The organism is Ruegeria sp. CL7 (assembly GCF_056536445.1).
Genome location: NZ_JBQFPQ010000001.1, coordinates 1,586,518 through 1,610,670 on the forward strand (window position 1 = coordinate 1,586,518; position 24,153 = coordinate 1,610,670).

At 57.8% G+C, this 24,153-nt stretch carries 16 protein-coding genes and 1 pseudogene; 8 read left to right on the forward strand and 9 right to left on the reverse strand.

From position 1 onward, the window contains the following. Nucleotides 1-100 precede the first annotated feature (100 nt). The 3 genes from ACR0LI_RS07995 to ACR0LI_RS08005 all read left to right on the forward strand — a co-directional run bounded on the left by ACR0LI_RS07995 (nt 101) and on the right by ACR0LI_RS08005 (nt 5,746). The gene (locus tag ACR0LI_RS07995; RefSeq protein ID WP_171633543.1) at nt 101-772 is read left to right on the forward strand and encodes a GntR family transcriptional regulator; all 672 of its coding nucleotides are present in this window, start codon (nt 101-103) and stop codon (nt 770-772) included. Between the two features lie 253 nt (nt 773-1,025). Then, on the forward strand, nt 1,026-1,418 hold the full coding sequence (locus ACR0LI_RS08000) for a hypothetical protein (protein WP_171723560.1): 393 nt from the start codon (nt 1,026-1,028) through the stop codon (nt 1,416-1,418). Nucleotides 1,419-1,456: 38 nt separating this feature from the next. Beyond that, on the forward strand, nt 1,457-5,746 hold the full coding sequence (locus tag ACR0LI_RS08005; protein WP_480718288.1) for a thiopeptide-type bacteriocin biosynthesis protein: 4,290 nt from the start codon (nt 1,457-1,459) through the stop codon (nt 5,744-5,746). 170 nt (nt 5,747-5,916) lie between these two features. Here ACR0LI_RS08005 and ACR0LI_RS08010 read toward each other — a convergent pair whose 3' ends face one another. The 6 genes from ACR0LI_RS08010 to ACR0LI_RS08035 are packed head-to-tail and all read right to left on the reverse strand — an operon-like array spanning nt 5,917 to nt 16,029. After that, complete coding sequence (locus ACR0LI_RS08010; protein ID WP_480718289.1) at nt 5,917-8,139, reverse strand: geranylgeranyl reductase family protein; 2,223 nt, start codon at nt 8,137-8,139, stop codon at nt 5,917-5,919. 1 nt (nt 8,140) lies between these two features. Then, nucleotides 8,141-9,115 (reverse strand): polyprenyl synthetase family protein, encoded by a 975-nt coding sequence (locus tag ACR0LI_RS08015; protein ID WP_480487101.1) that lies wholly within the window; start codon nt 9,113-9,115, stop codon nt 8,141-8,143. Continuing rightward, entirely contained in the window at nt 9,108-9,563 is a 456-nt protein-coding gene (locus ACR0LI_RS08020; RefSeq protein ID WP_171633556.1) for a hypothetical protein, read from the reverse strand. Before ACR0LI_RS08020 ends, ACR0LI_RS08015 begins: the two co-directional genes overlap by 8 nt. Nucleotides 9,564-9,593: 30 nt before the next feature. Continuing rightward, a complete protein-coding gene (locus ACR0LI_RS08025; RefSeq protein ID WP_480718290.1) occupies nt 9,594-10,991 on the reverse strand; it encodes a S8 family peptidase in 1,398 nt (465 codons plus the stop codon). Between the two features lie 16 nt (nt 10,992-11,007). Then, entirely contained in the window at nt 11,008-15,237 is a 4,230-nt protein-coding gene (locus ACR0LI_RS08030) for a PKD domain-containing protein (protein ID WP_480718291.1), read from the reverse strand. A gap of 48 nt (nt 15,238-15,285) precedes the next feature. Beyond that, entirely contained in the window at nt 15,286-16,029 is a 744-nt protein-coding gene (locus ACR0LI_RS08035; protein ID WP_480718292.1) for a hypothetical protein, read from the reverse strand. Nucleotides 16,030-16,383: 354 nt separating this feature from the next. Here ACR0LI_RS08035 and parE point away from each other — a divergent pair, with 354 nt between their 5' ends. The 3 genes from parE (at nt 16,384) to ACR0LI_RS08050 (ending at nt 20,359) form a co-directional block, all read left to right on the forward strand. Beyond that, entirely contained in the window at nt 16,384-18,342 is a 1,959-nt protein-coding gene (gene parE / locus ACR0LI_RS08040; protein WP_171633568.1) for a DNA topoisomerase IV subunit B, read from the forward strand. After that, complete coding sequence (locus tag ACR0LI_RS08045) at nt 18,335-19,030, forward strand: hypothetical protein (RefSeq protein WP_171633570.1); 696 nt, start codon at nt 18,335-18,337, stop codon at nt 19,028-19,030. Before parE ends, ACR0LI_RS08045 begins: the two co-directional genes overlap by 8 nt. 360 nt (nt 19,031-19,390) lie before the next feature. Then, on the forward strand, nt 19,391-20,359 hold the full coding sequence (locus tag ACR0LI_RS08050) for a UDP-glucuronic acid decarboxylase family protein (RefSeq protein WP_171633573.1): 969 nt from the start codon (nt 19,391-19,393) through the stop codon (nt 20,357-20,359). Between the two features lie 83 nt (nt 20,360-20,442). On the opposite strand, the gene ACR0LI_RS08055 is transcribed toward ACR0LI_RS08050, so the two are convergent. Next, on the reverse strand, nt 20,443-21,054 hold the full coding sequence (locus ACR0LI_RS08055) for a hypothetical protein (RefSeq protein ID WP_171633575.1): 612 nt from the start codon (nt 21,052-21,054) through the stop codon (nt 20,443-20,445). Nucleotides 21,055-21,198: 144 nt separating this feature from the next. On the opposite strand from ACR0LI_RS08055, the gene ACR0LI_RS08060 reads away from it, so the two are divergent. After that, nucleotides 21,199-21,546 (forward strand): hypothetical protein, encoded by a 348-nt coding sequence (locus ACR0LI_RS08060; RefSeq protein ID WP_480489782.1) that lies wholly within the window; start codon nt 21,199-21,201, stop codon nt 21,544-21,546. A 39-nt stretch (nt 21,547-21,585) separates the two neighbouring features. On the opposite strand, the gene ACR0LI_RS08065 is transcribed toward ACR0LI_RS08060, so the two are convergent. Both ACR0LI_RS08065 and ACR0LI_RS08070 read right to left on the reverse strand, forming a co-directional pair. Further along, nucleotides 21,586-22,425, reverse strand: a complete 840-nt coding sequence (locus tag ACR0LI_RS08065) for an EamA family transporter (protein WP_480489780.1) — start codon at nt 22,423-22,425, stop codon at nt 21,586-21,588. Between the two features lie 98 nt (nt 22,426-22,523). Beyond that, nucleotides 22,524-23,294, reverse strand: coding sequence for an alpha/beta hydrolase (locus ACR0LI_RS08070; protein ID WP_480718293.1), 771 nt, complete (start codon nt 23,292-23,294; stop codon nt 22,524-22,526). Nucleotides 23,295-23,397: 103 nt separating this feature from the next. On the opposite strand from ACR0LI_RS08070, the pseudogene ACR0LI_RS08075 reads away from it, so the two are divergent. Next, nucleotides 23,398-24,153: pseudogene (locus tag ACR0LI_RS08075) on the forward strand (hypothetical protein); the annotation flags it as partial.

The following is a 24,153-nucleotide window of genomic DNA, read 5'->3' on the forward strand; positions in this document are numbered from 1 at the left end:
ATACTGTATACAGTACACGGACAATAGCAAGCCCATTCGCCTTGGCACCAGATGCTTTTTTGAATACAGAATTCACAAAACACGGAAAGAGAGGCTCCGAGTGGCTCTGAAACAGATAAAAACACAGCGCAGACGGCTGGCGGACGAGGTTTATGATCAGTTGGTCGAAGCCATAATGAGCCGCGAAATCTCTGCCGAAGACCGATTGGTTCAGGAAAAGCTGGCAGCGGAACTGAACATCAGCCGCACCCCGGTTCGCGAGGCTTTGATGCGGCTGGAAACCGAAGGTGTTCTGGAAGTCGCCGCAAGCGGTGGTTTCCGGCTGGCCCGCATGGATCAAGCCGAAGTCCGGCAGCTGTATCAGGCCCGCGCCGCAATCGAAGGTCAGGCCGCCCGGATTCTTGCGGCCCACGCAGACCCCGCGGTTCTGGAGGGTTTGCGCGCGCTGATTCGTCGTGAAGAAAACTTGACCAATCCTACGACGCGCGACTATTTCATTGCCAACCGGCGCATTCACCGCGCCTTCATGGTTGAAGCGGGAAACAAGTTCCTGCTGGACATGTTCGACATGATCTGGGGCAAGGCCATGGCCTTTCACCTGTTTTCCGCAATCGAAAATGTCGATATCTCACAGTCTCTGGGTGATCATCAGGCGCTTGTCGACGCGATTGAAACCGGAGACGTGACAGAAGCACTGGAAACCTTTACCGCCCATATTCAGGCCGGGTTCGATTTGCAGATCGAGGGGCTGAAAGAAGCGGACAACGGCTGACGCACGGAACCGTCGGCAGGGCGGACCGCGCCGGTTCGCCTGCCTGAAACCGGCTCATGCATCGCGGGCAATGCCACCAAGTATCCGCGCGCTGTTCTGACGGCTTCATGACAAAACGGTCATTTTCGTCTATTATTGAAATCTCTCATTACAAAGACCCTCCGATTCCATCGGAGTTGATATTTGGACGACACATTTTTCCACAGACGGTCCCAAGTCGACTATTCGACCACCTCAGATTCCGGAGAGAGAAATGAGTGCTGACGAAAACGACAATCGCAAAGAACACGATTACACCGAAAGCGAAAAGACAGATCCGGAATGCCGGTCTGTCGATGACAGGCTGACCGCGATCGAGCAGCGCCTCGACCAGTTGATGCGCGTCATGGAACCAGGCCCGGAAGACAGGCTGGAAACCGTCGAACATCGCGTGGACGCGCTTTTGACGTCCATCGAATCCCTGGGCGAGTTGGGGGATCATTCTTCTGGCTTCAATCCCACGTCCACCGGTCCTGCCTTCGGCTTCGTTGACGCCGGCAGCGTTGGGGCCCCGACGCGCCGCACGTTCAGCTGGGCCAAAAATTGCTGCAAGAATTGGTGCAGCATCCGTGCCAGCAGCAAAGGGTGCCATCCAAACGCTTGCTGAATGGTAAGTCTCGCGTGGTGGAGAATTTATTTTGTTCAATGTCTATTTCATCAACGCGGATTGAAGCGGCAATACAGTCCATTGCAGGGTCGATTGTGGCGGCCCCGATCAGAACTGATGCTATCGGACTGGGAAGCGCCGTCGCCGGAGAGGCGATGGCATTGCTGGCGGCAGACAAGTTTCTGAAGGATGATCGCGTGCGATCCGCCGCGTCACGTCGCCTTGCGACCATCTGGGCTTGCGACCGAGACCTGCGCGGAGCCCCTGTTTCACTGTTCGATGGCCGCGCCGGCCTTGGGTTGCTGGCCTGTCATGCTCTGGACGCCAATCCAAACGATCCCGAAGCGCAACTGGCGCTTGACCGTGCCCTGCGTTCGGTTGCGCAACGCCTTCTCGAAGCCCCCTGGATGGGGCATTTCGATCACGTGTCCGGTCTTGCGGGTATATCCGTATTTTTGTGCGAACCGAAATCCCGGACGGCCCGTATTGGGGGAAAGTCGCTGTGCCTGCGTTTAGCCGAGGAGCTTTGGAGGCACTCGGCACGCACAGAACGGGGGCTTGCGTGGACAGAACCTTTTTCCTCTCCGGAAGACGAGACCGGCCCCCTGAAGACAACGCGGTACCTCGTCAACATGGGGCTGGCGCATGGTTCTCCTGGCGCCGTTCTGGCTCTGGCTCGCCTGGGTCGGCGGCACGCGTTCACACCGCGACACATCGAAGACCTCAAAGACGCGGTCCTGTTTCTCCTTTCGCACCGGGGCGCGTTTTCAGACAGCGGCCTGTCATCCTGCTTTCCCTGCATGTCAGCGCTCAGTCATGCGTGGGAGGTACCGTCACGTCTTGCGTGGTGTTATGGCGATCTAGGTATCATATACACCGCGCTCGCGGCGGCGAGGCTGGTGGGTATGAAGGACGAAATACGCGATGTCGCATCGCGGGTTCTGGTATCCTGCGTCGACAGACCTATTCGTGAGACAGGTATCAATGACGGCGGGCTGTGCCATGGCGATGCCGGAATTGTCGTGATGGCCCTTGCCATTCGATCGCTTTTTCCCAACGCGGACGTCGATCCCCTGATCGAAAAGCACGCCGAACGGCTTTTGTCCCTCGTTGAACGGGAATTGAGCCCGGACGGGCTTCCCGCGATCGGCGCAGGCTGGAAGACGTTTCAATCGACGGATCTTTTGACCGGGTCGAGCGGCGTTTTGTTGGCACTGCTTGCCCTAAGGGACACGGGTTACCTCGGATATCTGAAGTTCATGGGGCTGGATGTTGAAGAGAGTGCACACTGTCCGTCCCGACCAGAACCGCACAACTCTCGTCCGTTCCTCGGAATTCGTGTTAGTACGCGTTCACCGCAGCACGATCTTGGCGGAGTCACAAAAAGCACCCGAAAAAAGGATCTGGAAAAGCGTGCTTCAGATTTAATTCGCGATCCGGCCTTTGCCGTGTCGCTGTTCATTGCACGACCCGGTTTCTTTTCGAAGGTCATGCGGGAACTCGAGAAAGGCGAAGGCCTCTCCCCCGCAGTCCTCGGCACATTGTATCGGTTTGTTTACAGAATGTGTTTTCGCCCGACGCCGTTCGGCGCATTCGCGGCAGTGGGCACGGCAGTACCTGTTGCAGGCAAGGGCATCGTCACCGTGGCCGACCACCATCTGGATATGGATCTGGACTGTGGGTTTTTGTCCCATATTGCCGCCGGACTCGCCGAAACGCAAAGCACAAGGGTGAGGTGCAATCCATCGGCCTGGTGGGAACAGGACGTTCTGCACTGGATAACCAACGGTGATCTCGACGGCCCTTGGAACCACGAACAGATCATTGCAGCGGCGGATTCCGATCTGGCAGAGTTCATCTTTGATGTCGATTCCGTACCGATTTCCGATCTGGAAACGGCCCTTAGAGACCGATCTTTCAAATCTGCCGTGACGATCTCGGATCTCTGTCGGTCCGAGGCTCTGATACCACGGAAAGACCCAATACTTCTGGGACATGACGCAACGGCCAGAACCCTGAAGCGGCTGGAAAGAGATATGACCGCCCGCCAAAAGAGAGGTTTGGCGGCGCTCGGGCATGATCTTGATGCCGCGCGTGAAACCCCTTCGATGATCGCGTTAAAGCAACTGAGGCGAACAGCTGACTCTTTCGCCCCGGGTTGGAGAGGTGATTTTCTGCATGTCGATGCGCATTGCGTCGGCACGTTGGGAACACCACTGCGCGCGGTGCAGGCACTGACCGACGCATGGAACATTTTGGAGAAGATCGGCTTTCGCGTGCCAAAGCCAAACCGTTTTCTGGAATTTGAACGGCGTTTCCTTGACCGTTACGGTGACCGCGCCGTGTTGCTGGGTCAGGCCGTGGATGCCGAAAGCGGGCTTGCATATCTCGGCATGCCGCTGCGGATGGATTTCGTTACAGGTACGGGGTCGTCAAGTGATGCCCCTAGGCAAAACCTTCAGGAATTTCCGCTGGAACCCGATTGGGACGCGCACAAGTGGGTGCTTTGCGCGCAGGATATCGAGATCCTGCATGCCCGCAACACGGACCAGACCCCTTTCGCCATCCAGGATGGCGTTCTTCTAAGCAAAGTAGGACGCAGTGTAGGGCACAACCCCGTCTGGACGGCCTATCCCGAAGGTATTTTCCCGGGCGGGCCCAAGGCGATTTTCGGCCGTTTCTCAAGGCGAAATCAGTTGATCGCAGACGCGTTGATGCAACACAGCCCCACGCGTGAAGAGGATTCGACAATTGTCGAAGCAGACATCCTGTGCGCCACGGACCCCCGGTCATCAAACATCCTCAGACGCGCCAGCCTTTCCCGGTATGTCATCGAGATCCTCGGCGACAGCGGGTTACCGCCCGAACTGAGGATTCCGCTGCACGATCTGTGGATTCGCCACGATGGCAGTCGGTTCCGACTGTTCTGGGGCAGCCAAGGCGTCGAGGTCATTCCACAACTGCACGCTGCCCACCAAAGCCCTCCCGGGGCGCCGGCTGTCTATCTTCTGCTCATCGACATCGCCATGCACATGCGGCAACCGTCGGTGATCTGGTCGTGGCAATCGCAAAGCAATCGGAACCGGCTGCCCAGGGTCTGTGCTGGAAATGTGGTCCTTGCGCCGCAACGGTGGCGTCTTTGCATCCCGACACAGGTGGTCAGGTCGGGCAAAGCGGAATTCTGGCTGGAAGCCAACCGACAAAAACTGGAATTGCCGCGATACGTGGCCCCTACGGATGAGGCCAGCGACATGGCCACGCCATGGGATCTGGACAACCCCTTTTCCACTGCGAACCTGATCAAGACGTTGAAAAAAGGGCCGCTTTCGATCTGCGAGTACCTTCCAACGCCCAAGGATTGGTGGATCGACTCGTCGCATGGTCGATTGGCCTCTGAACTGGTTTATGCCCCAGCAAAGCCAGTTGATACGCCCTTTGTCGAATACGATGCCAACCCGACCGCATGGCAACCGCTGGGGCACGGCACTGAAGAGGCTGGGTCATGGTTGTATCTGCGGCTTTTCGGGGATGCCATGAAGCTGGAACAGTTCCTGAAACTGCAATCGAACAGGTTGGTGCTGTGGCAGAAACGCAATCTGATCGAGAACTGGTTCTTCGTAAGATATGCAGACCCGGAGCTTGAACTGCGCCTCCGCATCAAGTTTTCAAACGATCATGACAGAGTTCTGAGGAACCGGGTGCTTGTTCACTTGCAGAAAACGGCCGGTGGATTGGTGGACAGGTTTCTTGTTGACGAATACCTGCCTGAAACGGCGCGCTACGGCGGAGAACTGGGGCTCGGCGCATGCGAGAGGATATTCGGCGCCGACTCGATCACTGCGCTTGATGTGCTCAACGATCCGAAGATCAGCCGGTCCAGACGGTGGATGGCGTCAGCCGCCAGTATCGACGCCCTGTTCGAAGATTTGGAATTGCCTACAGGTGTTCGGCTGGCGATCTCCGAGCGCTGTTCGCAAAACTACGGCGGCGGCCCGGCGTCGTGCCGGATTGCGCGTCGTGCTATTGGAAAGGAATGGAAAAGTGCGTGTGTTGTTCTGAGTGAGCTCGGGGTGGGCAAAGGCATTCATTCGCGGCCATCGCGCTGGAACGCACGTGCGGCCAGGCTTCATCCGGATCTTGGACGCCTTCAGCGAGAAGAACAGGATGGCCGGTTGGGAAGCAGCTTGGCCGACGTTCTGGGAAGCCTCGCTCATATGTCCATCAACCGGATCCTCCACTGGGGAACCGCCGCGGAAGAGGCGGTCATCCACGAGGCGCTGTGTCGACATTATCGAACCAAATTGAGCCACGGGTGGAAATCGTCCTAAGCGGCATGCTCACGGCAGCGGGTTGGAACCTGAACCGTCCGCCCGAAACATGGGCTGTCCACACATACCCCCCCTGCCCCCGAATGAAGCACCCGGCGCATGGGGCAAGGCAACGCGAACGGTTGCGCTTTTGACCTACAGCGGGACACCACTGAACCTGGATCGCACTTTTACAGCACGCGGCGTTTTGGGACGTGTCGACTTACCGCGTAACCTGCAAGCGCCGAAAGCGATTTTGCTACGCCGCCCCGTGGCACGGGGCTTAGCGCTGCTATTGCCTGATCGCGGTATTCTTCAGGCAATTTCTGCCTCTTTATATGGCGCGCGGCCGGAGAAAGCTCTGCCAAAAACCGCGCAGGGTCGCGGTGACTGAGGAAAGCACGGACTGCCGCGCCCCCGGTTTGCCGCTGGGCTGCCTCGAGAACAGGCACGCTGAACAGGCCGCTCGAGAGGTCTGACGCAAATGGGGTGCTGCCCGGGGGGCGGTCCAGGGCCAGTTCATCCTCGGTCAGCAGGTAAGCCAGGCCAAGATTCTCGCCATAGTCGCGAAGGGCGTCTGACAGATCGTTTTGTTCGGCAAGCATCGCACCGAGTTCACAAGGCAGTCGGAAGAATGCAGCCATGCATTGCCGCATCTGCGCGATGCGCTTTTCGACCGCCAGATCCGGTTGCCATGCGGTCCGAAGCTCGGACACCCGGCCTTCACAGGCCGAGGCCATGGCACTCAGGATTGATGGCACCAGATCCGGGCAGTCCCGTGCGCCGACTTCATGCGCCTTCGCCAGAAGATAATCACCTGTGAGTATCCCAAGCTTGTCGCCCCAATTGGCCTTGGCGTCGGCTGCTACTGCCGCAGACTCGATCCCTCGAATGCCGCTTTGGGCAAGAAACCCCAGATACGCAAGTTCCATCGCCGTGGCCGCGGCACGACGCCTTTTTGCCTCAACATCACCCAGATAGGACGTCAGCAAAAGCAACAGCGAAGGTCGAAACGCAACCATGTCAGCCCGCTTGCCCGCGAAGGACATGCGCGTCAGAAACGGCCAATCGGTGCGCACGATGTGATTGAGGCGTGCGCCCACATCGCGCAGGTCGTCCCCAAGCGGCATCTCGGGCACTCGCACAAGGGGCGATACGTCATCCAACATGGCGCTTTCCACATCACCGCCAGTGCCTTCAGGCACCAAAACGGCGCGGCGCAGCATGTTGTGGACCGGCTTTTCGCTTTCGAACGTATCGTCCAACACGCGCCAGATGAACTCGTATCTGCGGCTTGCGCGGTTCCCGAGCGTGAAGTACCCGGCAAAGCGATCCCCCAACAAAAGCGCATAGTCGTCTGCCGCCACCCAAGGGCCTGCCCCTGTGCGGAGACATCGATCAGTGGTTTGCGCCGCAAGCACACCGGATTCCAGCGCAAAGCTAATTCCTTCGCCTGTAAACGGGCTGATAAGACCGGCGGCGTCCCCTACCAGCAACAGACCTGAATGGGCGGCGCGTTCCGGTGCGAAATCGAACCTCAGCGGTGCCCCCAAGGTCGTACCGGACAACTGAATGCCCGAATATTCCGGATATTCCTTTCGGAGCGCGTCCAGAAATTGGTCGAACAATGTTCTGACATTGGTGTCAAACGCCCTGCAGAACAGCCCGACACCGACATTTGCAGTTCCCTTCCCCGTTGGGAATGCCCAGCCATAGGACGGCAACAAGTACCGGTCCGTAACATCAGTCAACGGCAGCATTATTTCCAGCAGTGGCGGAGTGTCTCCGCAGCCATCGACATAACCGCGAAGCGCGGTGCCATAGCCTTGTTCCGGTGTTTCCCGCAATCCCGCTGCTTTCGCCAATCGAGACGCGGCCCCGTCTGCGGCGATGACCATGTACCCGGTCAGAACCACTGTCGTGCCATCCTGCATCCGAGCGGTGACACCTGCGACAGTCCCGCTTTCATCCGTTACCAGATCGTCGGCACGGCATTTCGGCAAGAAAGCCGCTCCTTCCGCGCGGGCCTGACGCAAAAGACAGTCATCCAGTATCAAACGGGGTACAACCAGCCCATAGTCGTCTTCGCCCTCGTATCGAAAATCCCGGTGGCCCCTGTTGCGCATATGGACACGCACGCCTTCGACCTCCTGTTGATCTGTAAGCGCGGACAGGATGCCGAGGCGTTTCAGCTGAGAGATACCGGACCGGGTGATCCCGTCTCCACAGCTTTTGTCCCGAGGGAAATCCTCACGGTCGATCAGAATGACCTTTCGACCTCTCCGCGTCAGCTCGATGGCGGCAGCGCTGCCGCCGGGCCCCGCACCGACAATGATGGCGTCCCATGTCTCGGCGGCGGCTTCCGCAGGTGTCGCAAGCGGCAGATCCTCGGCAAGAGGGCCGTAACCGTCCATGTCAGGCCCTCCTTTCGACCGAAAGCCGGGCGAGGTTTGCCAGCGAGGCGCGCAGCACATGATCGTCAAGCCCCGAGATGACCGTGACGGCTGCCTCGGATTTGTCCCGCGCCAGCTGTTCCGTGGCTTCAACCGCACCCGAATTGCGAATGATTTCCACAGCACGCGAAACGTCTGCATCCTGCATTTCAGCCAGCCTCAACCTGGCCCGCAATTCATCGGCGGCCTGACCGTTCTGACCCAGGCACAGGAGCACCGGCATCGTATAGGCCCCTTCGCGCAGATCAGAGGCGGACCCCTTTCCAAGCTCGGTGCTGCTTGCAATGTAGTCCAGAACATCGTCGCGCAGCTGAAATGCAAGGCCGAGGCACTTTGAATAGGTGATCAGTGCGTCTCGTTCCTGATCACTTACGTCTGCCAACATCGCCCCCAGCGATGCGGCGAGAACAAACAGCTCGGCCGTCTTGCCCTCGAGCATTTCAAGATGCTCTTCAATGGTCCAATCGGCGTTGTAGGCGTTTTCTGCTTCGCGCAACTGCCCCAGACACAGCGCGGAACAGTGTTTGCCAGCCAGCTCAGAGGCTTTGGGGCTGATGGAATCCAACAGGTTTAGTGCACGGGCCAGAATGAATGTTCCGGCGAAGCTGGCGATGGGCGAAGACCAGCGACGGTTCACGCTTTCCGCTCCACGCCGAAGTTCGGCCCGGTCCATGACGTCGTCATGATAGAGCGACGCCACATGGATCATTTCGACAGCCGCCGCCGCCTGAATTGCGCGCTTGCGGCCTTCTGTGTCGGCGAGGCTTCGCGCGGTAAGCAGCAGAAGAATTGGCCGCAACCGTTTCCCGCCAGCGCCGATAAGCCAGTGGGCTATCTCTTCAAAACCCGGCTGGTCCGAGGCGACAGCATCCAACATGAATGCTTCAACCTGGGGTATCGTGGCCCGGATCTGTTCGTCCTGCAACCAGTCAGACATCCGCAATCTTGCGGAACTGCGCCAGCGTCTTCTGCAAACGCTTCGACCTGAGCGCCGCTTCAGAGTTCCTGATGAAACTGTCGTAGCCCTCGTGCAGTGCTGCGGACTCGGCGCGAACAACAATCTCACCACGGTGGAAAGCGTCCATTACGGTCATCCTGCCTTCGGAAATGGCCACGAGAGCTTCCGGTGAGATCGCGCCGACGCCCCGGCCTTTCCCTTTGCGCTTTTGGCTCGGGTTGATGTGAACTTCACCGCTCATCACCGAAACTTCGACCGACCCCATACCAAAAACACCAACCGTTGCACTGGCGCCCTCGTACTGCTTGACCAGTTCAGCATATTCCTTCTTGGCGTCCGCCTTGAAACCCGCCAAAGCATCTTCGGCCAGTTTTTCGACTGCCTTTGCACCCTCTTCCGGCTGCATCCGCTGTTCATAGTCTGCCACGTTCGTATCCTCCGCTTCAGAATTTCCAAATCAGACCGAGCCGACCGCCGCCCGAGCATCCACACGCCCGGCGCCCTGCTGCGTGGTCGGTGCGCCGATATCGACGGCGGTGGCCATGAGAACTGCCTTGATGTCAGCCGGCAGCAGTGTCGGGTTTCGCTGCAACATCAGCGCCGCGACCCCGGCGACATGGGGGCAGGCCATCGAGGTGCCGCTGGCCTCGAGATGAAGCGGATCTATCACCGTCGCGCCGCCATTCATGTCATTGCCGGTCGCCGATCGCGATGCCACGATATCCACGCCGGGGGCGGTGACATCCGGTTTGTCGCGTCCATCCGGCGTTGGTCCGGGACTGGAGAAACCGGCCATGTTGTCGCTGTCATCGCTTGCGCCGACGGTGATCACGCTCTGCGCAATACCCGGACAGCGAATGCGCGTGTCATAGGTGCCGCAACTGTCATTGCCCTCGTTGCCCGCGGCCACCACAAAGGTCACCCCGGCGGTCGAAGCCGCATCAGCGGCGACACACAAAACGCATGTTCCGTCCGGATCGACCCAATTGCCGTTTCTGTGCGAAAAGCCCCAGGAATTGGAAAGAACATCCATCCCGTCCGCGACGGCCTGTTGGATTGCCGCAACGCAGTTTGGAGCGTTCCCACTGCCAAACTGATCCAGCAGCTTGTAGTCGTGGATAACCGCCCCCGTGGCGACACCACGGAACGTCGCGCCATTGCTGGCGACAACACCCGCACAATGAGTACCGTGCCCGTTCAGGTCGCCCAACCCCTCGCCGGTAAAATCCTGTTGGGTGCCGAAATTTCCGGCAAGTTCGGGATGTGTCTGGTCCACGCCCGTATCCAGAACGGCAACATCCACTTCGGCACCGTTGATCCCGCTGGCTTCCACGACATCGGCATTGATCAGCGGACGACTGTTATCCAGGTCGATCAGGATCTGGTTTTTGCAATGAACCATCTTCATGACATCGGCGCGCCCCGCGATATCCGTAAGGCGCTGATCATCGGCAAGGACAACCAGACTGTGAGTCAGCCAAAACGACCGTTCGACCTCAATCCCCCGCTCTTCAAAGCTTCGGGCGATTTTGCCCACCACGTCTTCACCATGGCGTCGGTGTTGCATGATCGAACGGCGGCGCTGGCGCCGGTCGAACGCACGGGGCGGGCGATCCGGCGATGCCCTGCCGCTGCGCAGCGAGACCAGCACGCGATGCCGGGGAAGCTGGGCGGTTTCGGTTTGGCCAAGCAGGGCGTTCAGGCGCGCCTCTTTTCGGTTGGCCAAGAGGTCGCGCAAGATAATGCTGTCCATCTTCAAGATGGACTCGCTGCCAAACTCGGCACGAAGCTTCTCGATTTCACGACGTTCCGCTCTTTCGAAGCGATCAACGTGTTCCCGGCTTAACTCGGACATTTCGTGCTCCTTTAGATCATGGTCTTATGGGGTTTTCAGGAATGGCCTGACGTTTGGTGGAATGGGTGATCATCACCACGGAAGGATCGTTGGCCATTGTCGCGATGGCCCCGGGCGAAAGTTCAACGGCAACACTGTCGATCAGCCACAGTTCGGTAATCCCGACACCGCCCAGGCTTTCCAGGGTGCCGACCAGGGGCCGTGTGCGTCGGCGGAAATAATCTTCGCGTGCCTTCGTTTCGGCGCGCCGGAAAGAGGGCGCATTGCCTTCGGTGTCTGGCGCCAAGCGCAATATGACCTGCACCGAGTTCCCATCATCGCCGTCTGTTGCAGCCTTCGCCAATTCCGATCGCAGCTGAGTGTCCAGCTTGCCCCAAGCCGCCTCGGACAGGCCGAACGGATGAGGGCTGTTGGTTTCGGTCAAGGTTCTGTCCTCCGTGGTCGTCCCTGCACTGAACATGGCCGGTGCGACGGCACGGTCGAAGCGCGGATTCACGACAATGCCAGGCCCCGGTTCAGGTTCTGCCGAGGGCGTACTGCGCGGGTGTTCCGGCCGGAAACACAGTTCGATCAACGCCGCTTCCTGCGCGCGCATGGCGAGGGTCACCATACCGCTCGCCTGAACTTCGATAATCTGTACCCCCTGCTGCTGCGTTCCTGTCTGGGTCGTCAGGACATTGCCCGCCGCATCAAGTGCGATGATCGTTATGGGCTTTCCGCCAGCAAAGCTCAGCTTGAGGCGGGCCCAATCAGCAACGACCGGCAGATGGGCAAAGACACCGGCGATGGAAAGCAACAGTTTGGGTGTGCCTTGCGGCTGGAACCCGCCAATGATCTGAAGAAGGCTGCCCTTGGTCGGCAGGAACCGCACACCGCCGACGTTCAATACCGGGTGGCGGGAAGGCAGTTTCTGGCCGCGAAAATCAATGCAACGTTCACGCGGGGGAACTTCCGGATCGGGCTTCGGCTGCTCCGGACAATGCGGCTGAATCGCGATGAAAGCGCAATCATCAATATAGCCAAGCGCATCGTTGCGCGGATCATCTCCGCTGAACTCCAGAAATACCGTCACGGCTTCGGCTTCCGCCGTCACGCGACCCCGCAATTGCCGCCAGGCACCGTCCAGATTGCCGGTCCACCATTCCACCCAGGGCGCCCGCGGATCATCGCCACCGCGCGGATCCAACCCCAGAGCATAGCCGCCTGCGTCGCCGGCCTCCTTCGCGAACCAACATGAGAACTCATAGTCCCACCCCGGATTCGAACCCAGCGATTGCCACAGGCCGACACGAAGGCCGCGCTGCGCGATGACCCTTTGGGACCTGTCCCCGGTCCGGACGATGCAACCTTCGCAGTCAAAGGCATCGGCGGGGATCGGGGCCAATTGCGGAACGGGATTTCCCTTTCCGGCATGAAAGGCTGCCAAGTCGGTCAGCCATGCATAGGGTGTCCAGAAGCGACCGACATTGCCCGCTGGAAGCGAACGGAAACCATCTTCGAAACCAGGGTTCAGCAAATGCACGACCCGGACGGTCAGGTCATCCTGACCAAAGGCGCCATCGTCATCCATGACGGTACAGATGGCCCGGAAGTCACCACAGTTTTCATAGATATGTGAGGCGGTCGCCGTGCCTTCGGCTGCCGGTGGTTCATTCGTTTCCTCGATCAGGGCCGTGCGGGGTTCACTGCAATCGCCGAAATCCCACTTGGCCGTATGCGTGTCGCACCAGCCGGGATCCCCGAAATCGGCGACAAGCGTGATCGGTGTGCAGACATATGCATAAAGGTCCGGGCCAGCTTCGACTTCGGGCGGAACATTGGTCACGGTGACACGCAAGGTGTCGATGGCCTCGCCCCCGTTGACGTCGCGAATACGCACCGTGACGGTGTATTCGCCATTGTCGCACCAGGCATGGGTCACGGTCGACGTGCCTGTCGCCGCAGGAGGAGCATTGGTTTCAGAAATAACGCCGGGTTTGGGCGCGTGGTGATCACCGAAATACCACATGGACTCGTGGGTGTCGGGGTATTCGACATCTCGGAACCGTGCGACCAGAGTGACCTCTTCGCCCTCCTGCACCGTCAGATCAGGGCCGGCATCCACTGTCGGCGGCACATTTTCGACGGTAACAAGCGAGAAACTGCGACTGCGCGCGCCGCCCGGCTGGTTGATCGTCAGCGCATGTTTTGCGGTGTAGACACCGCTTGCAGCATAGACATGCTGAATTGAGGGCAAGACCGCGGCCGGTGTTCCGTCACCCGGCAACCACTCGTACCCTGCGTCAGGATGTTCATTCGCAGCCGCAAGCGACATGGCCGATGCGGCCGCACCCGACCGTGCACCACCCGAATCCGCCGGGACGACATCCGTGGCTTCGCAACTGCTTATGACAGTGAAATCTCCGGCAATTTCAAGACCGTCGGTATCAATCACGATCGGGTCCGAAAATACCGCTTCGACCCGCCCGATCCTGGCAAGGTTCTCCGGCCAGCCGGTGATACCCGTGACCGTATTGGTAACTTCATCTGACAGGATTTCACTGCCCATGCTTTCGGCAATTCCCCGGACGACAAGGGCCACGATCACAACGACCAATGCGCCCAGAATTCCGAAAGCGCCGAATGACAATATCGCGGCGATTGCCGTCAGCACCCAAAGCAGCACGGATTCTTCGGGATCGACATCGCTGTCGATTTCAAAGTGATCCATTTGCTGCCCACCGGTTGGGCCCAGCGAACCGTTCGGCTGCCAGCGCAATCCGACATCATTGAAAAAGTCGGCATCCACATCAATACTGCCCAGGATCGCGTCTACGACCGTCACCTTGCCCGATATTCTGATCGCCCCGGCCCTGAGGCTCACGTCCAGATCGGTCAGCCGGACTTCGCGCCCGTCAGGTGTAAAGGTCTTCGGAAGGTCATCATCCGACAATTCGGCTTCGATGCGCGCCGTTTCAATCGATGCTTCAACCTGGGCCGCGCTGATGGCAATTGCAAAATCCCTGTCAGCAGGGATGAAATTGGCAAGCCCGCCTACGTCACCACCGCCATCATCGTTCAAGGCGATCGCCAGAAACTCGTTTGTCACGCCGACGGTGATACTGTCGACTTCAAACTCTTCGTCCGTTGCCTCTGGCCCCCAGATGTAAACGAAATCGCGGGCCTCAAGATCCTGATGAAAAAAGTCGCCGATGAATTTTTCGATCTCGGCTACTGTCGGGGCCGCAATTGAAATCTCGCCCAGCCCACTGGCCAATTCCTGCCCCCGCGACACCAGTTCGCTGGATATCTGGGCGTCGAGGTCAATCGCGACCAACGGGATCGCCGCCAGTTGATCACGGTTGTCGATGTAATTGTCACCCTCTGGCCCATATTCCGGACCGGCGGGGTTGATCGCGTCCACGGTAACGATGGCCGCGTTTAAATCCGTGCGGAATTCCGAACCGACCCGATTGAAAGGTGCCGTGATGTTGATCCGCGTTTCGATCCCCATGGGGTCCTGCGGATTGAAAAAAAGCTGTACCGTCGGCCCAACGACAATGTTGAACATGCGCAGATAGACCGGCAACGAAATTGTTATGTCACCGCCTGACACGGTGGTTTCAATATCGTGCGCCGCGTCCGAGGCGTCGTTGAAGATTTCCGCATGGACATCCGTCGTCAACGCTCCCAAGGCAAATTGCAGCTCGGTCTCATCGATGACATGGGGGATGGAGGGAAAGGCCGGATCGATCGGTCCGCCGGGGCCACCGTTCTCATAGGCTTTGTCCACGAATTCACTTGCGAACAACTCGATATTGGACGCAATCGGATCGCCGCTGGTCAGCGTGGCGGACACCTGGTTGCGAGGCAGGCCATCCAACAGCCATCCCACATCCTGACGCCCGGGAATTAGACCGATCGGCGCAGCCGCAGCAAGATCGGCCGTCATCGTCAGCATTTGCGCCGATGGAACCGGGGGGTTTTCGATTTCGATCTGGATCAGGACACCAAGTCGAATTTCGGCACCGGTGATGTCCGGACGCAAGCTGGCGTCCAACTGGTCTTCGGGAATCTGAACAGACCCGTCAGCGACGACAAAACCGCCAAAGGTTTCACCTGCGGGAACATCCATGAATTCGGGAATGCGGCCTTCATCGCCGGGATCATCGTCGCATTCCGCGGACTTCCACGCCCCCCGAATGACCTTTCGCAGGACCTCTTCCGAGGCTTCGACGACAACTTCATATCCTCTTGTATTTGCCATCCTGACGTCCTCGGTGTGACGGCGCGAGGAAATCGCGCCCGGGTGTCTTCAAGCAGTGCCGGTGACAACGGCGCGGGGCGTGATATTGACCAGCCTACGTTTCCCGGTTCGCACGGCACGATACAGCGCCTCAGTCGCAAAACGCGGTGTCGATGCATCAAGTTGCCGGTAGGCAAGTAACGGAGAGATGATTTTGTGCGCCTTGCCCAGCGCTTCCAGCGGGTCGGGAATCTTCACGGGCTCAATCAAACTCGGATCGAGCCCGGCGACGGATTTGCCTTTGGCTTTCCCAGGAAACCGGCGCGCGATTTCAGATGCCTTGACCTTGGCCACCTTCACTTTGGAGGTGGAATAGCGCACTTTTCGCATCGGCAAGGACAAGGGAGACAGGTCAGGGCGTTTCGAAGTATCATCGACCAGCTTCAACTCGTCGAAAAGGACCACAGCCAGATCGTGTTCCTGCCCGGGGTCAAATTCATGCCCGGACGCGGCGAAAATCTTTTTTCGCAAACTTTTGCGTTCAACGATCTGTTTCTTGGAAAACCGCGCTCTGTCCTCCAGCTCAAGTCGGCCAGACAGGTCCAATTCGAACCCAAGCTCCTCAAGCGCCAACACGGGGTTAATCAGCGCAGCACGAGCAAGCTCTGGGGTGACATTCAAACGGGCAGCAATATCATGCACTGCTGCTTGAACGTCCTGAAACGTAGCCATAGCAGCCTTCCAATTACGAAATAAACGTAACTCTTGAACGCTTGGAACTGATAGATAGATACTTTGGGAGTCTGCCTTCACGATATATTTTTAAAGCGATTCCGTCAATGAGCCGGAGACGCAGCAAGGCTGACTACAACCCGATCGCGTAACGTTATTTGTCGCGTCGCTGGTTTTATCGGACGGGATTATCGTGAATTTTGCGGCCTGAAATACAGGCCCTGACCAACTATCGATAACAGCAGTACGGAACCTTCCCTCGCCATGGCCAGGGGCGGTGGTTTCAAGCAAAACCGCCAATCGTGACGTTCGACGAATTGCCCACGCAATCCGCGGCCCCGCGCCTTCTATCCGTCCACAACACCTCGCGCCCCTCTTCCCCCGGACCACATCACCTGCCATAATGGGGGAAACTCAAAAACAAGAGCAGCACCCATGCCCGACGATCTGTTGACGCCAGAAGCGACCACAACTTATGACGCCTCCTCGATCGAGGTGCTCGAAGGTTTGGAACCGGTCCGCAAGCGACCCGGCATGTATATCGGCGGCACGGATGAGCGCGCTTTGCACCATATGGTGGCCGAGATCCTCGACAACTCGATGGACGAGGCCGTGGCAGGCTATGCCAACCGGATCGAGGTGGAACTGCACGCCGATTACGCCCTGACCGTACGCGACAACGGGCGCGGCATCCCGATCGATCCGCACCCCAAGTTCCCGGACAAATCCGCGCTCGAGGTGATCCTGTGCACATTGCACGCGGGCGGCAAGTTCTCGGGCAAAGCGTATCAGACCTCGGGTGGTCTGCACGGCGTGGGCGCTTCGGTGGTGAACGCGCTGTCGGATTCGATGGTCGTACAGGTGGCGCGCGACAAGACGCTGTTCGAACAACGGTTCTCGCGCGGTGTTCCGCTGGGCCCTGTGGAAAAAGTCGGCGCCGCCCCCAACCGGCGCGGCACGACCGTAACCTTCCACGCGGATGAGGAAATATTTGGCCACCACCGGTTCAAACCGGCGCGCCTGTTCAAATCGATCCGGTCCAAGGCCTACCTGTTCTCGGGTGTGGAAATCCGTTGGAAATCAGCCATCGACGACGGTGAAACCCCGACCGAGGCCTCGTTCCACTTTCCCGGCGGCCTGTCGGATTACCTGAAAGAGACGATGAACGGCTCGTCCACCTATGCCGAGCAACCTTTTGCGGGCACCGTCGATTTCAACGAGAAATTCGGCACCCCCGGCAAGGTCGAATGGGCGATCAACTGGACACCGTCGCGTGACGGGTTCATCCAGTCCTATTGTAACACCGTTCCCACCCCCGAAGGCGGCACCCATGTGGCCGGTTTCTGGGCCGCGATCCTCAAGGGGATCAAGGCTTATGGCGAGTTGATCAACAACAAGAAGGCCGCCCAGATCACGCGCGACGACCTGCTGACCGGGGGCTGCGCGCTGGTCTCGTGCTTCATCCGCGAACCGGAATTCGTCGGCCAGACCAAAGACCGCCTTGCCACGGTCGAGGCGCAGCGGCTGGTGGAAAACGCGGTGCGCGACCATTTCGACAACTGGCTGGCCGCCGACACGAAATCCGCCGGCGCGATCCTCGACTTCCTGATCCTGCGGGCCGAAGAACGCCTGCGCCGACGGGCCGAGAAGGAAACACAACGCAAGTCCGCCACTAAAAAACTTCGTCTTCCCGGCAAGCTGGTGGACTGTTCCAGTTCAACACGCGAAGGCACCGAACTATTCATCGTCGAGGGCGACTCGGCCGGCGGCTCGGCCAAAATGGGGCGCGACCGCAAAACGCAGGCCCTGCTGCCCTTGCGCGGCAAGATCCTCAACGTGCTGGGCGCGGCCAGTTCGAAACTGGGCACCAATGCCGAGATCAACGACCTAACGCAGGCGCTGGGCGTTGGGCTGGGCAGCAAGTTCAACCTCGACGATCTGCGCTATGACAAGGTCATCATCATGACCGACGCGGATGTGGACGGGGCGCATATCGCGTCCTTGCTGATGACGTTCTTCTTCACCCAGATGCGCCCGATGATTGACGCGGGTCACCTGTACCTGGCCTGCCCGCCTTTGTACCGCCTGACCCAGGGTGCCAAACGCGTCTATTGTCTGGACGAGGCCGAGCGCGACGAGTGGCTGAAAAAAGGTCTGGGCGGCAAGGGCAAGATCGACGTGTCCCGCTTCAAGGGTCTGGGCGAGATGGACGCCAAGGACCTGAAAGAGACCACGATGGACCCCAAATCCCGGAAATTGATCCGGGTCACCATCGACGAGGACGAACCCGGCGAGACCGGAGATCTGGTCGAGCGTCTGATGGGGAAAAAACCCGAGCTGCGGTTCCAGTACATTCAGGAGAACGCGCGGTTTGTGGAGGAGCTGGATGTTTGATGGAAAAGTCAAGGACGGAAAAGTTCGTTGGAAGAACCTTAGATGGGATAACTTCGTTTATCTGTTAGATGGCCCCATGACCAAAAGTTTCTTCTTAATACCGGTTTTTGGTTATCTTATTATTTTTAACGACTATTTCATAGAGAGCGCTGATTTTTCCACACTTGTCGGCAACGAAAAAACTACCTTCGTAATTTCCCCCGGTTCACGGGTGCGTTTTGTTTACTTTGGAATGATTTTTGTCGGCATTGCATATGCTATCTATTTGCTGCGAAGACCAAGCGTCATGTCGCGCTCAACCAACCAAGCCGGGTACCTCGAGTTTGCAAAAAGAAACTTCACTTTTAGGAACTATGAGGACATCTATGACGAGATTTGCAAAGAAGGTGCCTATTCAATTTATGGGGAAGATCATTTGGACCAATGGGAAGACTTCAAAATACTCGTAGGAGGTAAGGAATTCGAAAGCTCAAAGAAGGTCTACGGCGATAAAGTGCACTTCACCGAAACACAATCTCGTTTTGAAGGTATGATCAGAGCATTGGTAATTGACTACTATATTAGGGGAGTTCGAAGCCGCAGAAGCTCTCTAATTCTTTGTATTTTTTTAGCCATGGTGGGATACCTTTTGATCATCATACCAAGTGGCGATCTTTTTGCACGTGTGGTCCAAATTACTTTCTTTTGAATGTCGAGGATGGGACTGAAGCCAAGTCCATCAAACGGCCACGTAACAAGGGTAGGATGGGGGGCTCTTACCCATCGAGTTTCCTGCGTTGAGATGGGAGCGAACACCTAGACTAGGTTATCACAAACCTCTCGTTCGGCCCGAGGGTGGGTGCGGAACGCGCCTGCCCTTGGGGGCGGGTCGGGCGCGTGCTTGATGCTTTGCATCAAGCATTGGATGGATGGGAAAACCCACCAACACCAAACACGCCCTCAAAAAACCAAAATCTACTGCAATTCAAATCCCTTCGGTTTACTAATCAGATCAAGACCCAGCTTCCCCGTGACAAGCTGGCTTGGATTTAACGATTAAGGATTTGCAATGGCCCGCCTTTATGACAGTCGAAAACGTGTTCTCGTAACCGGTGGGGCCGGGTTTTTAGGCTCGCATCTGTGCGACCGGCTTCTGGATCAGGGGCATGAGGTTCTGTGCGTCGACAACCTGTTCACCGGCACCAAGCGCAATATCGACCATCTGCACAGCAACCCGCGGTTCGAGTTCATGCGCCATGATGTGACCTTCCCTCTGTTTGTGGAGGTCGACGAGATCTATAACCTCGCCTGCCCGGCCTCACCCGTGCATTATCAGCACGATCCGGTGCAGACGACCAAGACCAGCGTGCATGGCGCGATCAATATGCTGGGTCTGGCGAAACGGCTGAAATGCAAGATCTTTCAGGCCTCGACCTCCGAGGTCTATGGCGACCCGACCATTCATCCGCAGACCGAAGATTATTGGGGCAACGTCAACCCGGTTGGTCCGCGATCCTGCTATGACGAAGGCAAGCGCTGCGCCGAGACCTTATTCTTCGACTATCACCGGCAGATGGGGTTGGAGATCAAGGTCGCCCGAATCTTCAACACCTACGGGCCCAGAATGCACCCCGCCGATGGGCGCGTCGTGTCGAACTTTATTATGCAGGCCCTGACGGGCGAGCCGATCACGATCTTTGGCGACGGTACGCAGACCCGGTCTTTCTGTTACGTGGATGATCTGATCGAAGGGTTCATCCGCCTGATGGAGACCGGCGCGGACGTGACCGGCCCGGTCAATCTGGGCAATCCCAACGAATTCTCGATGAACGAACTTGCCCGCGAAGTGCAGGCCCTTGTGGGGGCCGAGACCCCTGTCAGTTTCAAGGAGTTGCCAGAGGATGACCCGAAACAGCGCCAGCCCGATATCACACTGGCGCGCACCCTGCTGGGCTGGGAACCCAAAGTGCAACTGAAAGAAGGATTGCACGCAACCATCCGGTATTTCCGAGACCTTCAGGCCGAAGTCGAGACCTAGGGCCAAGGCCCGGTTAAAGATCCGGGCACGCCCCCAGCCCCTGTCCTGCCCCGGCGCTTGCAGAACCTTCGCAAAGCACCGCCTTATTCGAAATCTGCCTGATCCAGCAGCGTATAGGTGAACTTGTTGCCAAACGCGTCGCGCCCGGCTTCGCATTTCAGCAGAAACTCGGCAAAGTGACGCTGATCGGCGAATACCTGACACCCGGCGGAATAGATCGTATTCGCCGTGTCATCGTCACCGTTGTTTGGCCCCTTGTGCAGATTAATGCCGAACATCCCGCTTTGAGGATTAACAAGGTTCAGGTTTCCATCCCTGTTGTTGTCCCGAAACACGGTAACGTTTCCCAGCCTTTGACACAGCGCCTTGTGGCCTCCGGGCCGGCCTCGTTTATGAATATCGATCTTGTAGCAGGACCGATATTGCCCCGACGCCAGAATGGCCGTCCCATCCGGGTTTATCGGGTTCTTCAGGTAGTGATCGCTGGGATCGGCCGTCATCGGGTAATACGCTATATCCCAAACGCCAAGAAACCGGTGAAACACCGTCATGACATCATCGAATTTCTTGGGTGAAACCGGGTGGGCGCGAATGCCCACTATGTTCAGGTTCCAATCGACAGTTGGGGTGTCGAAAACTACGTAATCCTTTTGGGACATGACATCCATAATCGCTTCCACAGAGGGTCTGAACATCTCTCAATTCTCCTTAAACAATGCGGCCATGTTACCACAGAAGTGACCGACCGTAAAAATCGTCCCCTTGGCTTGTCGCTGAGCGCGTAGGATTTTCGTTGCCTAACCCGTTGATCTCGTTCAAACTTGCTGAAACAAGAAACCATGATTGAGGTCCGGGCGTCCAAACCCTTTTTGATCGACAACAGATTTGCAGGACGAGAGGACGACCTGAAAACACTGACCTATGGGCTGGCCTTTGCTATGCTGGCGACCCAGGCCCCGGCGCAAAAGACGCTCAGCCTGGCATCTCCGATCCCGGACGGAACGGAAACACGGTTTTGCTATTACAAGGGGCTGGCTTTTTCCCCGGATTCCTTCATCGTGATCTTTGGCCACAACACCGTCACAGAAACGATCAACACGCACGAGGAACGCTTGCTGCGATGCGTAAGCAGCGACAAGGGCACCATGAACTGCAAGCCACAATGCACGTTTCAGGTCGGCCGCTAAGCCAGAGGTATCACTGTCGCCCGAGGCTTTTCCGCCGGATCAGACTGTCATTCCGATCAGAGCGACACCCATGGCCATGAGCACCGCGGCACCCAACCGTCGCGCCCAGTTCCCTTCCTTGAGGAATACGAACCCGATCAGTGCGGCAAAGATGACCGAAGTTTCCCGCAGCGCCGAAACCGCGCCCAGCGGTGCAAAATTCTTGGCGTACAGCACCAGACCATAAGCTGTCATCGATACCAGCCCGCCAAGAATGCCGATCATCCATACTTTGGCCGGCAGGTCTTTTAAGGTCGCACGTTTCCGAACTCCGACAAACCCGGCAATGAACAGGTGCAGAAACGCCCCCCATACCCAATAGCTGAGCGTGTTGCCCGACAGCCGAACACCGATCCCGTCAACGACCGAATAGATCGAAATGCAGAACCCGGTGCCCAGCGCAAACATCAGTGCATTGCGCCCAACGCCCGAGCGCAGAGCTTTCCAACTGCTCAGCTGGATGCCCACGGCAATCAGGGCGATACCTGTCCAGGCCTGAAAAGGCAGCACTTCTCCGACCAGGACCATTGCCCAAAGCGAAACCAGCGCCGGGACAATCCCACGGGCGATGGGGTAGACCACACTCAGATCACCGTGCTGATAGGCTTTACCCAGCATGAAATAATAACCGAAATGCACAACGGTCGAGAGCAGGATGTAAATAAAGCTCTCTGGGTTTGGCAGCGGCAGCAGCATCACCATGACCGCCGCAGGCAGCACTTGACCCAGAGCGACCAAACCCAGCATCGTGGTTCGATCAGCCGCTGTCTTCACGATTGCATTCCACACCGCGTGCAGCAAAGCAGCCGAAAGAATAATAAGGACAACGAACAGGGTCATGTCCGGACCTTTCCCGCAGAGGTTTCGCGCCAAAAGGGTCAACTGCCCTATTCACTTGGCGCCATGTCTGCAGAGGGTGGATTGTTGTCAAGCCCGTTTCAGGTCACCTGGGTTGTCATCCAAGTCTCGATCATCGAGGCCGGCCCTTCCCAACCCGGCTCCATGAACAGGAAATGCGCATGGTCTTCGACCAGCAAAAAGGTTCCGCGATCCCCATAGCGCGCTGCCAGTGCGCGGCAGGTATCGGGGTTAACAGCCCTGTCTTCGGCACCCGAGACCACCAGAACCGGGCAGTCAACCTTGTCGAAATCAACCTTGATTGCGTGATGGTCATCAAACATCCAAAAGAACATTTCAAACATCACGCGCCCGCTTTCTGCGCCCAATCGGTCGAAAACAGCGTGTTGTTGCGCCTCATCCATCTTGTTCAGAGCAAACGGGGCCATCAAATCGAACCCGACCCGCATCGGCTGCTTCCAGAATGGGCCGCCTTCCATCAAGGTGCGCGGTACAGCGCGTTCATCATCGGTTTCGGGCAAGGTGCCCCAAGGCGCATTGGGATTGATCAAAACGATGGCACTGGCCAAACCACAAGACGCCACTTGCTGTGCCACCACCCCAGCAATGGCATGCCCCAAAATGACAGGTTTGCGATCCAGTCCTTTTACAAAATCGGCGATGTCGTTGGTGTAGTCCATGACACTAGTATCGGTCAGACCCGGGTCGGGGTCCGCTTTCGGATCACCGTCGTGGTACCGCAAGGCAGGAACGTGAACCGACCAACCTCGGTCCCGAAAGAAGGCCGCGTAATCCTGCATGCACCAAGGTCCGGCAAATGCTCCGTGGATAAGAACGATTTCTTTGGTCATCGAAGTCCCCCCTGCGCTGTTTCCAGTATGGGTATATGGTAAGACGTTACAACTGCCCGTGATCCCTGTTGCAGGTCGAAGCACAGGTCCTAAGATTGGACCCATGAGTTTTGTGACCGACAATCAATTACCCCTGCTGATCCTGTTCTTTGTCATCGGCTCTATCGGCACTGCCTTTCTGTTTCGCAAACCGGCAGGGCACCGGGCGTGGAAACTGGCTGATCTGGTATGGGTTGTGCTGGGTGGCATCGGGGCATTGGTCGCTGTTTTGGCCGGGCTTTACACCTCGGACAGCTCGCGACTGGACCGGCAGATCGACGTGGCCTATGCCGCGACGCTGGCATTTGACAGGGATGCGGCCCGGTTCCGCCTGCGGTTCTGTGATCCGGCCTTTGATCCGGATACCGCCGTTTTATGCGAAAAGGTTGAATTTCTTTCAGCTTCGACCGCCAGCAACTCGGAACTGCCCCTGTTCATCGCGGTTACGAACGAAGTGGCCCCCCTACAGGGGCTTCACTTCCTGGTTGGGGGTCAGTCCAGGGACGAAATGGACGAAATACGTGACATGGCCGCCAAGGCCGATGCCTTTGACATCGACCAGTTCCTTGTCTTCACATCACTGGACGAAAGCACACAGACCGCCATTGACAACATGCGTCGCAAGGTTCCCGCGATTGCGGGCGACTATCTGATACTTGCGCAGAGCTACGATGACCTGATCGCGCAGGTCGGGAAGCTGAAAGAAGAATGGGAATACCTGCAGGACAATGCTCATATTCTTGTTCTGCAAATCGTGGCCCTATGCCTTGTCAGTTTTGCGGCACCATTTCGGCTCGGGAAATCCGTGGTCGAGCTGCGC

Excerpts from the sequence above, each read along its gene's own strand:
- ACR0LI_RS08070 (WP_480718293.1), bottom strand. The coding sequence starts at position 23,294 with ATGACCAAAGAAATCGTTCTTATCCACGGAGCATTTGCCGGACCTTGG.
- ACR0LI_RS08005 (WP_480718288.1), top strand. The coding sequence starts at position 1,457 with ATGTCTATTTCATCAACGCGGATTGAAGCGGCAATACAGTCCATTGCA.
- ACR0LI_RS08050 (WP_171633573.1), top strand. The coding sequence starts at position 19,391 with ATGGCCCGCCTTTATGACAGTCGAAAACGTGTTCTCGTAACCGGTGGG.
- parE (WP_171633568.1), top strand. The coding sequence starts at position 16,384 with ATGCCCGACGATCTGTTGACGCCAGAAGCGACCACAACTTATGACGCC.
- ACR0LI_RS08000 (WP_171723560.1), top strand. The coding sequence starts at position 1,026 with ATGAGTGCTGACGAAAACGACAATCGCAAAGAACACGATTACACCGAA.
- ACR0LI_RS08025 (WP_480718290.1), bottom strand. The coding sequence starts at position 10,991 with ATGTCCGAGTTAAGCCGGGAACACGTTGATCGCTTCGAAAGAGCGGAA.
- ACR0LI_RS08045 (WP_171633570.1), top strand. The coding sequence starts at position 18,335 with ATGTTTGATGGAAAAGTCAAGGACGGAAAAGTTCGTTGGAAGAACCTT.
- ACR0LI_RS08010 (WP_480718289.1), bottom strand. The coding sequence starts at position 8,139 with ATGGACGGTTACGGCCCTCTTGCCGAGGATCTGCCGCTTGCGACACCT.
- ACR0LI_RS08055 (WP_171633575.1), bottom strand. The coding sequence starts at position 21,054 with ATGTTCAGACCCTCTGTGGAAGCGATTATGGATGTCATGTCCCAAAAG.
- ACR0LI_RS08060 (WP_480489782.1), top strand. The coding sequence starts at position 21,199 with ATGATTGAGGTCCGGGCGTCCAAACCCTTTTTGATCGACAACAGATTT.
- ACR0LI_RS08065 (WP_480489780.1), bottom strand. The coding sequence starts at position 22,425 with ATGACCCTGTTCGTTGTCCTTATTATTCTTTCGGCTGCTTTGCTGCAC.
- ACR0LI_RS08015 (WP_480487101.1), bottom strand. The coding sequence starts at position 9,115 with ATGTCTGACTGGTTGCAGGACGAACAGATCCGGGCCACGATACCCCAG.
- ACR0LI_RS08030 (WP_480718291.1), bottom strand. The coding sequence starts at position 15,237 with ATGGCAAATACAAGAGGATATGAAGTTGTCGTCGAAGCCTCGGAAGAG.